This is a genomic window from Streptococcus cristatus (assembly GCF_003943515.1).
In the GTDB taxonomy this organism is placed as follows: domain Bacteria; phylum Bacillota; class Bacilli; order Lactobacillales; family Streptococcaceae; genus Streptococcus; species Streptococcus cristatus_D.
In genome coordinates, this window is sequence record NZ_RJPT01000005.1 from 77,508 (window position 1) to 92,082 (window position 14,575).

14 protein-coding genes are annotated in these 14,575 nt (G+C 42.4%); 11 read left to right on the plus strand and 3 right to left on the minus strand.

Annotated features, from left to right (window positions below; translation table 11 throughout):
- Positions 1-118 precede the first annotated feature (118 nt).
- Genes lacA through lacD form a run of 4 tightly spaced genes read left to right on the plus strand, consistent with a single transcriptional unit; the run spans position 119 to position 3,012 of the window.
- A complete protein-coding gene (lacA, locus tag D8791_RS06275) occupies positions 119-544 on the plus strand; it encodes a galactose-6-phosphate isomerase subunit LacA (RefSeq protein ID WP_005590669.1) in 426 nt (141 codons plus the stop codon).
- A 30-nt stretch (positions 545-574) separates the two neighbouring features.
- Complete coding sequence (gene lacB / locus D8791_RS06280) at positions 575-1,090, plus strand: galactose-6-phosphate isomerase subunit LacB (protein ID WP_045499324.1); 516 nt, start codon at positions 575-577, stop codon at positions 1,088-1,090.
- Positions 1,091-1,100: 10 nt separating this feature from the next.
- Entirely contained in the window at positions 1,101-2,030 is a 930-nt protein-coding gene (locus tag D8791_RS06285) for a tagatose-6-phosphate kinase (RefSeq protein WP_125446732.1), read from the plus strand.
- A 1-nt stretch (position 2,031) separates the two neighbouring features.
- Positions 2,032-3,012, plus strand: coding sequence for a tagatose-bisphosphate aldolase (gene lacD, locus D8791_RS06290; protein ID WP_125446734.1), 981 nt, complete (start codon positions 2,032-2,034; stop codon positions 3,010-3,012).
- Between the two features lie 39 nt (positions 3,013-3,051).
- Here the strand turns inward: lacD and D8791_RS06295 are convergent, their stop codons facing one another.
- The 3 genes from D8791_RS06295 to D8791_RS06305 all read right to left on the minus strand — a co-directional run bounded on the left by D8791_RS06295 (position 3,052) and on the right by D8791_RS06305 (position 6,483).
- Positions 3,052-3,315: a GIY-YIG nuclease family protein gene (locus D8791_RS06295; RefSeq protein ID WP_125389662.1), complete on the minus strand. Its 264-nt coding sequence runs from the start codon at positions 3,313-3,315 to the stop codon at positions 3,052-3,054.
- Positions 3,305-4,051: a tRNA1(Val) (adenine(37)-N6)-methyltransferase gene (locus D8791_RS06300; RefSeq protein WP_125389663.1), complete on the minus strand. Its 747-nt coding sequence runs from the start codon at positions 4,049-4,051 to the stop codon at positions 3,305-3,307. Before D8791_RS06300 ends, D8791_RS06295 begins: the two co-directional genes overlap by 11 nt.
- Before the next feature lie 92 nt (positions 4,052-4,143).
- On the minus strand, positions 4,144-6,483 hold the full coding sequence (locus D8791_RS06305; protein WP_125446736.1) for a cation-translocating P-type ATPase: 2,340 nt from the start codon (positions 6,481-6,483) through the stop codon (positions 4,144-4,146).
- A 157-nt stretch (positions 6,484-6,640) separates the two neighbouring features.
- Between D8791_RS06305 and D8791_RS06310 the strand changes: the two genes are divergently transcribed.
- The 7 genes from D8791_RS06310 (at position 6,641) to tuf (ending at position 14,545) form a co-directional block, all read left to right on the plus strand.
- Positions 6,641-7,381, plus strand: a complete 741-nt coding sequence (locus D8791_RS06310; protein WP_015605402.1) for a lysophospholipid acyltransferase family protein — start codon at positions 6,641-6,643, stop codon at positions 7,379-7,381.
- A gap of 126 nt (positions 7,382-7,507) precedes the next feature.
- Positions 7,508-8,203: a helix-hairpin-helix domain-containing protein gene (locus D8791_RS06315; protein ID WP_125446738.1), complete on the plus strand. Its 696-nt coding sequence runs from the start codon at positions 7,508-7,510 to the stop codon at positions 8,201-8,203.
- Positions 8,184-10,424, plus strand: coding sequence for a DNA internalization-related competence protein ComEC/Rec2 (locus D8791_RS06320; protein ID WP_125446740.1), 2,241 nt, complete (start codon positions 8,184-8,186; stop codon positions 10,422-10,424). The genes D8791_RS06315 and D8791_RS06320 overlap by 20 nt, the downstream gene beginning before the upstream one ends.
- 106 nt (positions 10,425-10,530) lie before the next feature.
- Complete coding sequence (locus D8791_RS06325) at positions 10,531-11,484, plus strand: DUF805 domain-containing protein (protein WP_125446742.1); 954 nt, start codon at positions 10,531-10,533, stop codon at positions 11,482-11,484.
- A 286-nt stretch (positions 11,485-11,770) separates the two neighbouring features.
- Positions 11,771-12,241 (plus strand): RNA polymerase sigma factor, encoded by a 471-nt coding sequence (locus D8791_RS06330; RefSeq protein WP_174263569.1) that lies wholly within the window; start codon positions 11,771-11,773, stop codon positions 12,239-12,241.
- A complete protein-coding gene (locus D8791_RS06335; protein WP_125446744.1) occupies positions 12,228-13,226 on the plus strand; it encodes an anti sigma factor C-terminal domain-containing protein in 999 nt (332 codons plus the stop codon). The genes D8791_RS06330 and D8791_RS06335 overlap by 14 nt, the downstream gene beginning before the upstream one ends.
- 122 nt (positions 13,227-13,348) lie before the next feature.
- Positions 13,349-14,545 carry an elongation factor Tu gene (gene tuf, locus D8791_RS06340; protein WP_005590656.1) on the plus strand — a complete coding sequence of 399 codons (1,197 nt, stop codon included), beginning with the start codon at positions 13,349-13,351 and terminating at the stop codon, positions 14,543-14,545.
- The last annotated feature ends 30 nt before the right edge of the window (positions 14,546-14,575 follow it).

Below are 14,575 nucleotides of genomic sequence, written 5' to 3' on the forward strand. Positions count from 1 at the left end.
CAAACATATAATGTTGACAACGAACACAAAATGTTGTATTATAAACTTGTGAATCAATAACGTTTAATGTTTTAAAACATTTTAGTTCATTATATAGAAAATTAAAGGAGGACTTAATATGTCTATTATCATTGGTGCAGATGCTGCAGGTTTGAGATTGAAAGAAGTTGTGAAAGACTTCTTGGAAAAAGAAAACTTCCACGTAGTGGATGTTACGGCTGAAGGTCAAGACTTTGTCGATGTGACTCTTGCTGTTGCTGCAGAAGTAAACAAAGAAGAACAAAACCTTGGTATCGTGATTGATGCCTATGGTGCTGGTCCGTTCATGGTTGCAACTAAGATTAAAGGAATGGTTGCCGCAGAGGTTTCAGACGAACGTTCAGCTTATATGACTCGTGGACACAACAACTCACGTATGATCACTATGGGAGCAGAAACAGTTGGTGACGAATTGGCTAAAAACATTGCTAAAGGTTTTGTTAATGGTAAATACGACGGTGGTCGTCACCAGATTCGTGTCGACATGTTGAACAAAATGTGTTAATTAGATTACAGTAAGAAAGGTAAGTTAAAAATGAGAATTGCAATTGGATGTGACCACATCGTAACAGATGAAAAAATGGCGGTTTCAGAATTTTTGAAATCAAAAGGACATGAAGTCATTGACTTTGGTACTTACGATCATGCTCGTACACACTACCCAATTTTTGGTAAAAAAGTAGGGGAAGCAGTTGTTAGCGGACAAGCTGATCTTGGTGTTTGTATCTGTGGTACCGGTGTAGGTATCAATAATGCTGTTAACAAAGTTCCAGGCGTTCGTTCTGCTTTGGTTCGTGATATGACGACAGCTCTTTATGCTAAAGAGCAATTGAATGCCAACGTTATCGGTTTCGGTGGTAAGATTACTGGTGAATTGCTAATGTGTGACATTATTGAAGCTTTCATCAATGCCGAATATAAACCATCAGAAGAAAACAAAAAATTGATTGCGAAAATTGAGCATGTTGAAACTCACAATGCTCATCAAGCAGATGCAAACTTCTTTACAGAATTCCTTGAAAAATGGGATCGCGGTGAGTACCACGACTAAGAGGTGGCGCATGATTTTAACAGTCACGATGAATCCATCCATTGATATTTCCTATCCTTTGGATGAATTGAAAATTGATACTGTCAACCGTGTGGTGGACGTGACCAAGACAGCTGGTGGTAAAGGGCTCAATGTTACACGAGTTCTTTCAGAATTTGGTGATTCTGTTGCTGCTACTGGTTTAGTTGGTGGCAAACTTGGTGAGTTTTTAGTAGAACATATCGACGATAAAGTAACGAAACGTTTCTTCTCAATTCAAGGAGAGACTCGTAACTGTATCGCTATTCTGCACGGAGATAACCAAACAGAAATTCTTGAGAAAGGACCCGAAGTTCTGGAACAAGAAGGTCAAGATTTCTTGGCTCATTTCAAAAATCTTCTTGACACTGTGGAAGTAGTGGCTATCTCTGGTAGTCTGCCAGCAGGTCTTCCAGTTGACTACTATGCAAACTTGGTAGAACTTGCTAATCGCGCAGGAAAACCAGTTGTTCTGGATTGCTCAGGTGCAGCTCTTCAGGCTGTCCTTGAATCACCGCACAAACCAACAGTTATTAAACCAAATAACGAAGAATTGTCTCAGCTTCTTGAGAAAGAAGTTTCAGAAGATTTGGATGAATTAAAAGAAGTTCTTCAAGAGCCTCTATTTGCAGGGATTGAGTGGATTATCGTTTCACTTGGTGCAAATGGTGCTTTTGCCAAACATGGGGACACTTTCTACAAGGTAGATATTCCAAGAATTCAGGTAGTTAATCCTGTCGGATCTGGAGATTCTACTGTTGCAGGTATTTCATCAGGACTTCTTCATAAGGAATCGGATGCAGAACTCCTCATCAAGGCAAATGTCCTTGGTATGCTTAACGCTCAAGAAAAAATGACAGGTCATGTTAACATGGCCAACTATCAAGCCCTATATGATCAATTATTAGTGAAAGAGGTATAAAATGGCTTTAACAGAAAACAAACGTGCATGCTTAGAAAAACTTTCAGATGAGAATGGCATTATCTCAGCTCTTGCCTTTGACCAACGTGGTGCTTTGAAACGCCTCATGGCTCAATACCAAACAGAGGAGCCAACAGTGGCTCAAATGGAAGAACTCAAAGTCTTGGTAGCAGATGAATTGACTAAATACGCTTCTTCTATGCTTCTAGACCCTGAATATGGACTTCCAGCTACAAAAGCTCTTGCACCAAATGCTGGTCTTCTCCTTGCTTATGAGAAAACTGGTTACGACACAACTAGCACTAAACGCTTGCCAGACTGCTTGGATGTTTGGTCTGCCAAACGCATCAAAGAACAAGGTGCGGATGCAGTCAAGTTCTTGCTTTACTATGATGTAGACAGCTCTGACGAACTTAATCAAGAAAAACAAGCCTACATCGAACGCATCGGTTCAGAGTGTGTGGCGGAAGATATTCCATTCTTCCTTGAAATCCTCGCTTATGATGAAAAAATTGCTGACGCAGGTTCTGCAGAATACGCAAAAGTGAAACCACACAAGGTTATCGGTGCCATGAAGGTCTTCTCAGACCCACGCTTCAACATCGATGTCTTGAAAGTAGAAGTTCCAGTCAACGTCAAATACGTTGAAGGATTTGGCGATGGTGAAATCGTGCATACTCGCGAAGAAGCAGCAGCTTTCTTCAAAGCACAAGATGAAGCAACCAACTTGCCATACATCTACTTGAGTGCAGGTGTGTCAGCTAAACTCTTCCAAGAAACACTTGTCTTTGCCCACGAATCAGGCGCAAACTTCAATGGTGTTCTTTGCGGCCGTGCAACTTGGGCTGGATCAGTTGAAGCCTACATCAAAGACGGTGAGGCAGCAGCTCGTGAATGGCTTCGCACAACAGGTTTTGAGAACATTGACGAACTCAACAAAGTTCTTCAAACCACAGCAACTTCATGGAAAGAACGTGTCTAATTTAATCTTGAATGTAGAAATCAAAAAACGTAGTAAGTTTCAGGACTTACTACGTTTTTCTTCTATATAAGCTAGTTTTTCAGCTCGTTTCTTCTTTTTGAAGAGGGCTTCAGCCGACATGGCTGCAGATTTGTCGGGATGTTCTTCTTGATAGATGAGTGTGACGGGCAATCGGGCGCGAGTGTACTTGGCTCCTTTTCCAGCCTGATGTGTTTTGAGACGAGCTTCTACATCAGTTGTATAGCCTGTGTAGAGGGTGCCATCTCCGCATTCAAGGACGTACATATAGGCTTTATTTTCCATAGTAAATCTCTTGAATTTCTGGTGTATAGCTGCCGTCTTGCTCGTGGATAAAGAGAGGCGGGAGGATTTTNAGACCGTCTGGTGAACCATCTTTGATTGCCTCAATTAAAAGCATATTGGCTTCTCTCCCCTGCTTGGGATAGACAAACTGGATGCGCTTAGGCGCTAGATTATGGTTTTTCATGGTTTCTAAAATATCCAAAAATCGGTCAGGACGGTGAACCATTGCTAAGCGACCATTGGACTTGAGAACTCGCTGGGCAATCGTGCAAATTTCTTCTAAGTTGGTAGCAACTTCGTGACGCGCTAGCAGATAATGCTCACTGCCGTTAAGATTGGAATGTTCATCGACCTTGAAATAGGGAGGATTGCAGAGAATGATGTCAACCTTACTGCCAGAGATGTGGTTGCCTAGATTTTTTAAGTCGTCATGGATAACCTGCATCTGTTGAGCAAGGTCATTCAGTTCAATGGAACGCTGGGCCATATCTGCCAAACGCTCCTGAATTTCCACTGCTAAAATCTGGGCCTGAGTCCGTGTGCTAGCAAAGAGACCAACAGCCCCGTTTCCAGCGCAGAGATCGACGATTAGCCCTCGGTTGGGTAATTTTGGAAAGCGAGAAAGCAGGACACTATCGACTGAATAGCTAAAAACCTCGCTATTTTGAATGATTTTAATATCAGTAGAAAAGAGCTGATTAACTCTTTCTCCGTCTTTTAATTTTGCTTCTGTCATACCAACATTATAGCATGATTAAGTGCTATTCCAAAGAAGAAAGAGAAATTTTATAGGAAAAAACACCTGACAGAAACAGTCAGGTGCGAATTTTAGTTGAATTCATATTTTTGCTTGATAGTACAAGCGATGAAAATTCCGATAAAGAAAACCATGAGAATCAGATAGACTGGCAAGGTTGCGGCTGTCAATGTTGCAATTTCCAATAGGTGCTGCAGAACAAAGGCTGATAGATAGAAGCCTGCGACTGAAAAAATGATCAGAAGAGCGCGCCAGAGGTTGAGTGGTAGACAGGCCCTAATGACTGACAGGAAGCTGATGCTACCTAGCAAGTAATAGGTCAGGGTTGCCATTTCGATGTCGCTCCAACCATGTCTGCTGCCCCAGATACGGACAAATAGCACGCTGAAGATAATCATGAGGGAACTTGGCAGAGCTAGTTGCAGGGAGCGTTTGAGGAAGTGCTTTTCAACTGGCTTGATATTGCGCTCAAAGGTGAGGACAAAGGGTGGGAAGCCTTCGACAAACTGGTCAATCAGGGTGATTTGAATCGGGATGAATGGGAAAATCAAGAGATATTCCGCCTTGCCTAGCAGGATACTGGCGATACAGATGATAGCTAGGATAAAGGAATAAATAGTCTTGATGAAGAAAATCGGAGCAATCCGACCGATATTGTTGACGACTCGGCGACCTTCAAAAAGAATCTCAGGTACATCGTTAAAGTCGGAGTTAAGAAGGACCAAGTTGGCAATTTGCCGAGTTGCGGGGTCTCCCTCTGCCATGACGATGGAGCAGTCCGCTTCGCGCAAGGCCAAGATATCATTAACACCATCTCCAGTCATAGCTGTTGTCCGGCCGGCGGCCTTAAGAGTCTGGATGAGTAGCTTTTTCTGATGGGGAGAAACACGACCGAAGATGGCTGTTTCTTCTGCTTGCTCAACCAGTTCTTGGTCGCTGATTTTAGAGCAGTCGATGTAGCTGTCGTAGTTGGCAAATCCAGCTTGGCTCGCGATATGCGAAACGGTCACTGGATTGTCACCAGAGATGATTTTCAGATCAACATCCTGAGAGCGCAGGTAGTCCAGTGTCTCAGCCGCTCCCTCGCGAATAGGATCAGTGATTTCCAGAACGGCCAGAGCAGTCATATCTTCAGGCAGTTGGATGCCGTGTTTGTCCAGTATTTGGTCGCTGTGAGCCAGTACCAAAACCCGTGATCCGCGTTTTTGGGCCTCTCCAACAGCTGGAGGATTGCTGTCCAGCAGCATCTCAGGAGCTCCCAGAAAGATGGTGCCGATAGTTGATAAATGCATGGCGCCCCATTTTCGGTCACTAGAAAATGGGATGATATTATCGCTGGTATAGGCATGTTCTAGATGACCATAGCCCTTGCGGATTGCTTGAGCTGTTGGATTATTATCCTCGCTGGTTTGGATGTAGGCTGCTAAGATTCGGCTGACAGTCTCATCAGAAAACTTATCCGATAGGCTATGCAAGGCTTCAACAGTCATCTTGCCTTGGGTAATTGTCCCGGTCTTGTCCAGACAGAGAGTGTCCACCCGAGCCAGAGTTTCGACAGAATACATTTCCTGAACAAGAACCTTGCGCATACCTAGCTTGATGACAGCTGTCAGAAGTGACGTGACTGTCAGCAGGGCGATTCCCTTAGGTAGCATACCCAAAAGGGCTGTTGAGCTGGTAATGACAGAGTTTTTGATAGGCAATCCCTTTATCATCAGGGCTTCAAAGAAGAGAGCCAGTCCGAAAGGAATGATGATTTTTCCAGTAAAACGGGAAATTTTCCCAAGATTGTAAAGGATGCGTGAGTTGATAGGTTTGAGGGTTTTAGCTTCAGTCATGAGCTTGTTAGCATAGTTGTCTGCACCGACATGATGCACCTCAGCATAGATCTGCCCACTAGCCAGAAAGCTACCAGACAGCAGCTCAGCGCCTTTTTCCTTGAGAACCAAATCACTCTCACCTGTCAGCATAGCTTCATTGGCCTCTGCAACACCCTCTACTACACGAGCATCACTGGGAATTTGCTCGCCGGCTGACAGCTTAATCAGGTCGCCCAGCACAATTTCTTCTGGCTGAATTTTGACTTCCTGGCCGTCACGGATGACTGTGACCAGCTCTCGGCTGACCAGATTGAGCTTGTCAATCATGTGTTTGGCTCGTAGTTCCGTAATAATACCAGTGACGGCGTTAAAGCTGATTACTGCGAAGAAGACTAGATTGCTCCAGGCTTGGACAGAGACCAAGGCTACAGCAATAACAAAGTTAAGGGCATTAAAAAGGGTGAAAACATTCCGCTTAACGATTTGCCAGTTACTAGTACTGGTGTCACTAGTAAAATCGTTGGTCAAGCCCTGCGAAATCTTTTCATCTACTTGGGTTTGGTTTAAACCAATTAATTCTTTCTTATTCATGAAAATAATGATACCATTTTTTTATGGAAATGGCTATCAGAATCAGCTGTTACAGCCAAAGTTTGGAAAAATATTGCAGACTATAATGGGATAGGGTATAATGAGAAAGGATGTAATCAATTTCAAGTACAATCACAATTTGAAATAAGGAGAGTTTATGTTTTATACTTATTTGCGAGGTCTGGTGATTTTTATTCTCTGGGCTTTGAATGGCAATGCCCATTACCATAATAAAGAGAAGATTCCTTCACAAGATGAAAACTATATCTTGGTTGCCCCTCACCGGACATGGTGGGATCCAGTTTACATGGCTTTTGCGACCAAGCCCAAGCAGTTCATTTTCATGGCCAAGAAACAGCTCTTTGAAAATCGCGTGTTCGGCTGGTGGATTCGCATGTGTGGTGCCTTTCCTATTGACCGAGAAAATCCTGGCCCGTCAGCTATCAAATACCCTGTCAATATGCTGAAAAAGAGCAATCGCTCTCTGATTATGTTCCCGAGCGGCAGCCGTCATTCTACGGATGTCAAGGGAGGAGTGGCAGTGATTGCTAAGATGGCTAAGGTTCGGATCATGCCAGTTGTCTATGCTGGTCCTATGAGCCTCAAAGGCTTGGCAGCTGGGGAGCGCGTGGATATGAACTTTGGCAATCCAATTGATATTTCAGATATTAAAAAGATGAATGATGAAGGAGTTGAGGAAGTGGCTCGTCGGATTCAGGCAGAGTTTGACCGCTTGGATGCTGAAGTAGCGCCCTACCAGACAGGTAAAAAACCAAATATCTTCTGGCGGATTTTACGAGCACTGGCCTTTATTCCAGCCGCTTTGATTGGTATTTTGACCTTCATTTTTAGTTTCCTTGCAAGCTTTGTCTGGGATCCAGATAAGCATAGAAAATAATGCTAACTGCTTTTAGATTTTTATCTAAAGGCTGTTTTAGTTTTTCTTATTTATATTTGGAACTTTGTTTCAGATTTTTATATTTTCCCTTTTCTTTTACGAATATAAAGATAAAGGAGAAAAATTATGTTTGAAGAAATAGTTGAAAAATTGAAGGGATACAAGATTTTTGTTGGACTTTCTTTGCTAGGAGTCGTCTTGGCTGGCTTTTTCTTGCTGAAGGGGAATGCTCAGCCGCAGAATCAGGTCAGTGCACTGGCTCAGGAAGTGGTCACATCAGCTTCGTCTGAAACCGATGTAGAAAAAAGAAATGGCAATCAGGAAAAAATAAACTCAGAAAAGGATATGAATTCAGAGGAATCTGAGAAGGAAGTAACAGTTGATGTCAAAGGAGCTGTCAAAAATCCAGGAGTTTATCAGTTGCGGGCAGGAGCGCGTGTACACGATGCCTTACAAAAAGCGGGAGGTCTACTGCCAGATGCCGAGTCAAAATCCATCAACCAAGCTCAAAAATTAACAGACGAGGCAGTTGTCTATGTAGCTAAAGTCGGTGAAGAAGGGGCAGATGTGACGCAAACTAGTCAGACGCCCGCTGGAAATGGAGAAACGGCAAAAGGGAAGTCTGACTTGGTCAATCTCAATACGGCGACCGAAGCTGAACTTCAGACAGTTTCAGGCATCGGTCAAAAGAAAGCGCAAGATATCATCGCTTATCGGGAAGCCAATGGCAAGTTTAAGTCAGTAGATGAGCTGAAAAATGTTTCAGGAATCGGTGCAAAAACCTTAGAAAAGTTAAAAGACTATGTCACAGTGGATAAATAAATTTCCCATCAAACCAATCTATTTTTGTCTTTTGCTGGTGCTAACCTACTTTGCGATTTACACTAGTAGTCTACCAGCCTATCTAGGTTTGGCAGTTCTCCTTGTTCGGCTCTTTTGGCTTTATTCGATGAAGAATAGTCTGCTTGTTTTATTGTTCTTGAGTCTCTTTGCAGGATTTTTCCTATTTCGGAGAGAAATGGCTAATCAAGCCTTTCAAGATGAAGTGGAAACCATCTCTGCCATTGTGATGAAGCCAGATACAATCAAAGTTAATGGCGACTCACTTTCTTTTCGCGGTCATTCCAATGGTCGAACCTATCAGGCTTTTTATAAAATCCAGTCAGAAAAGGAAAAATTAGCTGTTCAAAAGCTGAGCGATCAACTGCTTTTGGAGATTGATGGAGAGCTTAGTTTAGCAGAAGACCAGCGTAATTTTTCAGGTTTTAACTATCGGGCTTATCTAAAAACGCAGGGGATTTACAGGATTTTGAAGATCAATCAAATCAAGTCCAGTCAGCATTTTAGCAGTCTTAATCCTTGGGATTGGTTATCGGTCTGGCGCAGAAAGGCCTTGGTTTATATCAAAGAAAACTTTCCTAGTCCCATGAGCCACTATATGACTGGGCTTTTGTTTGGTGATTTGGATACAGATTTTGCTGAGATGAATGAACTTTATTCCAGTCTGGGGATTATCCATCTCTTTGCCTTATCTGGTATGCAGGTCGGCTATTTCATGGATGGTTTTCGCAGGCTTCTCCTGAGATCTGGTTTAAAAAGGGAAACCGTCGATTGGTTGCAACTGCCCTTTTCCTTTATCTATGCGGGTTTGACGGGCTTTTCAGTATCGGTTGTGAGAAGTTTAGTGCAAAAGCTGCTCTCGCAGTTTGGTGTGACTAAGCTGGATAACTTTGCTTTGACAATCATGCTCTTAGCCATGTTCATGCCCAATTTTCTCTTGACGACGGGTGGCGTTCTTTCCTGTGCCTATGCTTTTGTCATCTCTATCATGGATTTTGAGCATTTACCTCCTATGAGAAAGGTGCTGGCAGAAAGTTTGACCATTTCACTGGGAATTCTACCGATTCTGATTTTCTATTTTTCCGAATTTCAGCCATGGTCTATTCTGCTGACCTTTCTATTCTCAGTCGTTTTTGATCTTTTAATGCTTCCAGCCCTGACCTTTATTTTTGCCCTATCACCTCTTTTGAAAATCACTCAGGTCAATGTCTTGTTTGAACTGCTGGAAGAGTTGATTCGTTGGACGGCGGCTATTTCCTCACGGCCAGTGGTTTTTGGTCAGCCATCTATCTGGATGATGCTAGGCCTGCTTATCACTCTTGGCTTGCTCTATGATTTTCGCAGACAGAAGAAAGTTGTGACCTTACTTAGCTTGGTTCTTGCTCTGCTATTTTTCCTTACTAAACATCCTCTACAAAATGAAATTACAGTCATTGATATTGGGCAGGGAGATAGTATTTTCTTGCGCGATTGGCGGGGGAAATCTGTTCTGATTGATGTAGGTGGTCGAGTGGAGATTGGCAAGAAAGAAGCATGGCAGAAGAGGACTGCTTCGACAAATGCAGAAAAGACCTTAATTCCCTATCTGAAAAGTCGGGGAGTGAGTCGCTTGGATGTACTGGTTTTGACCCACACAGATGCCGATCACATGGGTGATATGTTGGAGGTGGCCAAGCATTTCTCTATAAAGGAAATTTATGTATCTAAGGGAAGTTTGACCCAGTCGGATTTTGTGGAGAAATTGGAGCGGATGCAGACGAGAGTCCATGCGGTAGAAGTAGGAGATAGCCTTCCAATTTTTGATGGAACACTGCAAGTTCTTTATCCTGAGGAGACGGGCGACGGCAGTAATGATGACTCTGTCGTCTTGTACGGGAAGTTTTTTGGAACCAGCTTTTTGTTCACAGGAGACTTAGAGGAAAATGGCGAAGCTGCCTTGATGCGGCGTTTTCCGCAACTCAAGGTGGATGTCTTAAAAGCAGGACACCACGGTTCTAAGGGCTCCTCCAGCCCAGAATTTTTACATCAGCTTCAGCCCAAAATTTCCCTCATCTCTGCCGGCAAGAATAACCGCTACAAGCATCCTCATCAGGAAACCTTAGCTAGATTTGAGAATATTCAGACACAGATTTTCCGGACAGATGAACAAGGAGCTATTCGCTTCAGCGGCTGGGCTTCATGGGAAATCGAAACGGTAAAGTGACCTCTGTTTCCTTGCTATAAGAGCAAGCTAGAATTAACTTACCTTGATTTCGAGCTAAAATTATGATACAATGAATCCTGTTAATAAAAATTTAGAGGAGATTTCTATGTTTTCTGCTTATAAAAAATTTTGGACTCGTTATGCAGACTTTAGTGGTCGTTCAAGCCGTTCGGATTTCTGGTGGGTTGTCCTATGTAATTTTTTGATTACTCTACCATTTTCGTTGATTGCCTTTTTCGGTTTCCTTATTCCACTTTTTAGTGAAATTTATTATGCGGGATTATACGATTATGAACCTGATTTATCTGGAGCTATGGCTGGCGCTGGTTTAGCTGTGTTCATCATGTTCTTGCTTACCATCTATGGACTTGCAACGATCGTTCCCTATCTTGCTATCACAGTTCGTCGTCTTCGCGACGCTGGCTTCCACTGGTCATTTATTTTTCTGGGAGTAGGGCCAACAATAGCTTCTTTCATTCCAGTTTTGAATATTTTAGCTGCTTTGGTTTCTCTGCCATGTGGTATTGCTCTGATTGTCTTGCTTTGCCAAGCTAGCAAACCAGCTCAGCCAGTTAATGGGGCTCCTTATGGTCAACAAGGCTTCCAAGGTCAGCAATTTGGTCAAGCTCAACAACCAGTTCAAAACCAACAGTTTGCTCAACCAGGATTCCAAGGACAACAACAGCCGACACAAAACCAACAATTTGGTCAAGTTCAACAGCCAGCTCAAAGCCAACAGTTTAGTCAGCCTGCTAGCCAAGAGCAACCATTTGTTCAGCAACAAGCACCCGTTCAGAATCCAGAATTTGGTCAGCCTCAGCAACCTTTTGGTCAGAATCAAGTGAACCAGCCAACTCAACCGTTTGCTGCTAGCCAAGCCCAAACTCAAGAGTCAACTCAATCAGCCTTCTCAGCATCAGTTTCAGAACCAGCTGAATCAGTTCATTCAGTAGAAGCTCATCAGTCTCAGGCTGAAACTGCAGAACAGGCTCTGGGAACTGCTTCTGATGAAGTAAAGGCTTCTGAACAAATCACTAACTCAGAGTCAATCTCTCAATAAATCTATAAGACATCAACCCTAGATAGTTTCAATCTATCTGGGGTTTTTTGTCGTCTTTTAAACTTTTGTAACCAAAATGACTTTCTATTCGTTATACTAGTAGAAAGGGGGAAGAATAGAAAAGTATTGAATAGAGAAAAGCAGTTTCAAATGAAAAGTAGCAGCTGCGAGCTTTGGATTAGAAAGGCTTTTTTGTTATTCTTTTTAAAGAAGTGCAAATAATGAGAGATGTTAGGAGAAGTTGTGGGGAGGTGAGATTATCAAACTGGATGAATACGAAAACATCTTGATTGGCTTTGCCCGAGAGATTGTTTTCTACTTGCAAAAGTCAGGAGCTTCTAAGGCCGAGGCAGAAGATGTGGTGCAGGATGTTTTTGTCAAAATGTTAGAGACTGATCTGGTCATCCCAGCAGAGAAGATGCGAGCTTGGATGTATCGGGTTTCCATCCGCCGCTATATCGATCGCTATAGGCGCGATCAGCATTATCTAGAAATTTTGCAAAAGGAATTTTTCAAACAAGATGTGATTCAACCATTTGAAAACGACCATTATGAGCTGTTGAGGTCGACGATAGAAGAGCTCCCAACTAAGGAAGCAATGCTTTTAGATCTTTATTATTTCCAAAATTTTACAGTAAAGGAAATCGCTCAAATTATGTCGTATTCTGTAAGTAAAGTGAAAGTACAACTCATGCGTAGCCGAATTAAGCTCCGCCATAAATTGGAAAAGAAAGGATATAAAAATGGAAACATTTGAAATTTTAGCGAAGAAAAGTAAAAGAAAACGACTTTGGAAGACAGTTGCCATCAGTAGTCTTGTCTCCTTAGCTTTATTGCTTTTACTAGGAAAGGGATTGATAGAATTAGCCTCTAGTAATGGTCGAAATTTGCAGAAAGAGTACGAAGTTATGTCGGAAATCGCCTACCCTAATGTTGACTATGACAGTCTCTACTACACTCAAAATTCTTTGTTTTCAGGAACCTTACATTCTGATCGTTTCAAAGATTTAGATGGAGTGAAGGTGGCTTATCCTTCCTATGAGGGGAATTATTCACTCATAGGTGCTTTTAGAGATCCGACTGCGGAAGGGACTTATTTGTCTCTCTCAGGAACCTATACGCGAACCCTGCGTCAAAAATATCCGGTCTTCTACAATATTAATGCCAAGGGGACAAAGGATAGTAATTCTATGCCTAAGGAGTTGGCTTCTGTTAAAGAAATGCCAAATCAATTGGTGGAAGTAGCTTTGACTTTTGATAAAGCTTATACCTATAAGGAAATCCAGAAGCTGATACCGAACAACCTCAAGATTAACTGGTACTGGATTGGCAGCCAGTCAGAAGATGGTGAAAAAGGTATTGAGCTGTTTTCCGATCCCCAGTTCACCTATGGAGCTAACGCTAGTCTTCTCTTTACTTATGACTTAGATTTTAGGAAGAAGGCAAAAGAGGCTAAGAAAGAGCAGCAGACTTTCTTGGATTATCTGAAAAAGGCAGATAAAAATCTTTTCCCAAGTCTTAGTGGGTACAACATGTATAATGATGTTGAGGCCTATCTCAAGAAATTTGGTCAGCTAGATATTCGTGAACCAGAAAATCGTGATCAATTAACTTTCTCTGGCGTCATCTTGACTGGAAAAGCTGAAAATTTCACTCAATTAGAAGGAAAAGAGTGGATTTATGCTTCGAGTATCGGTGCTTCCGTTCCCAATCAGCCTTACTATAAGCTAGATAAGGAATAATTGACAAAAAATGTGTAAAAGGCTTGCATTTTCAGTAAAATTTGATAAAATAGTAAGGAAAGTTAGACTGTATTGCCTACTGTCTATCTATAAAATATATTTTATTGGAGGCTTTTACTCAAATGGCAAAAGAAAAATACGATCGTAGTAAACCACACGTTAACATTGGTACTATCGGACACGTTGACCACGGTAAAACTACTTTGACAGCAGCTATCACAACTGTATTGGCACGTCGCTTGCCTTCATCAGTTAACCAACCAAAAGACTATGCGTCTATCGATGCTGCTCCAGAAGAACGCGAACGCGGTATCACTATCAACACTGCGCACGTTGAGTACGAAACTGAAAAACGTCACTACGCTCACATCGACGCTCCAGGACACGCGGACTACGTTAAAAACATGATCACTGGTGCCGCTCAAATGGACGGAGCTATCCTTGTAGTAGCTTCAACTGACGGACCAATGCCACAAACTCGTGAGCACATCCTTCTTTCACGTCAGGTTGGTGTTAAACACCTTATCGTCTTCATGAACAAGATCGACTTGGTTGATGACGAAGAATTGCTTGAATTGGTTGAAATGGAAATCCGTGACCTCTTGTCAGAATACGACTTCCCAGGTGACGATCTTCCAGTTATCCAAGGTTCAGCTCTTAAAGCTCTTGAAGGTGATACTAAGTACGAAGACATCATCATGGAATTGATGAACACTGTTGATGAGTACATCCCAGAACCAGAACGTGATACTGACAAACCTCTTCTTCTTCCAGTCGAAGACGTATTCTCAATCACTGGTCGTGGTACAGTTGCTTCAGGACGTATCGACCGTGGTACTGTTCGTGTCAACGATGAAATCGAAATCGTTGGTATCAAAGAAGAAATTCAAAAAGCAGTTGTTACTGGTGTTGAAATGTTCCGTAAACAGCTTGACGAAGGTCTTGCAGGGGACAACGTAGGTGTACTTCTTCGTGGTATCCAACGTGATGAAATCGAACGTGGTCAAGTTATCGCTAAACCAGGTTCAATCAACCCACACACTAAATTCAAGGGTGAAGTTTACATCCTTACTAAAGAAGAAGGTGGACGTCACACTCCATTCTTCAACAACTACCGTCCACAGTTCTACTTCCGTACAACTGACGTTACAGGTTCAATCGAACTTCCAGCAGGTACTGAAATGGTAATGCCTGGTGATAACGTAACTATCGACGTTGAGTTGATCCACCCAATCGCCGTTGAACAAGGTACTACTTTCTCTATCCGTGAAGGTGGACGTACTGTTGGTTCAGGTATGGTTACTGAAATCGAAGCTTAATTCGATTTCGTTCCCAGATAACAATTATAA

Coding starts and splice junctions, on each gene's coding strand:
- lacB (WP_045499324.1), top strand. CDS start 575: ATGAGAATTGCAATTGGATGTGACCACATCGTAACAGATGAAAAAATG.
- lacA (WP_005590669.1), top strand. CDS start 119: ATGTCTATTATCATTGGTGCAGATGCTGCAGGTTTGAGATTGAAAGAA.
- D8791_RS06335 (WP_125446744.1), top strand. CDS start 12,228: ATGGAAACATTTGAAATTTTAGCGAAGAAAAGTAAAAGAAAACGACTT.
- D8791_RS06305 (WP_125446736.1), bottom strand. CDS start 6,483: ATGAATAAGAAAGAATTAATTGGTTTAAACCAAACCCAAGTAGATGAA.
- D8791_RS06320 (WP_125446740.1), top strand. CDS start 8,184: ATGTCACAGTGGATAAATAAATTTCCCATCAAACCAATCTATTTTTGT.
- D8791_RS06325 (WP_125446742.1), top strand. CDS start 10,531: ATGTTTTCTGCTTATAAAAAATTTTGGACTCGTTATGCAGACTTTAGT.
- D8791_RS06295 (WP_125389662.1), bottom strand. CDS start 3,315: ATGGAAAATAAAGCCTATATGTACGTCCTTGAATGCGGAGATGGCACC.
- D8791_RS06315 (WP_125446738.1), top strand. CDS start 7,508: ATGTTTGAAGAAATAGTTGAAAAATTGAAGGGATACAAGATTTTTGTT.
- D8791_RS06310 (WP_015605402.1), top strand. CDS start 6,641: ATGTTTTATACTTATTTGCGAGGTCTGGTGATTTTTATTCTCTGGGCT.
- D8791_RS06285 (WP_125446732.1), top strand. CDS start 1,101: ATGATTTTAACAGTCACGATGAATCCATCCATTGATATTTCCTATCCT.
- tuf (WP_005590656.1), top strand. CDS start 13,349: ATGGCAAAAGAAAAATACGATCGTAGTAAACCACACGTTAACATTGGT.
- lacD (WP_125446734.1), top strand. CDS start 2,032: ATGGCTTTAACAGAAAACAAACGTGCATGCTTAGAAAAACTTTCAGAT.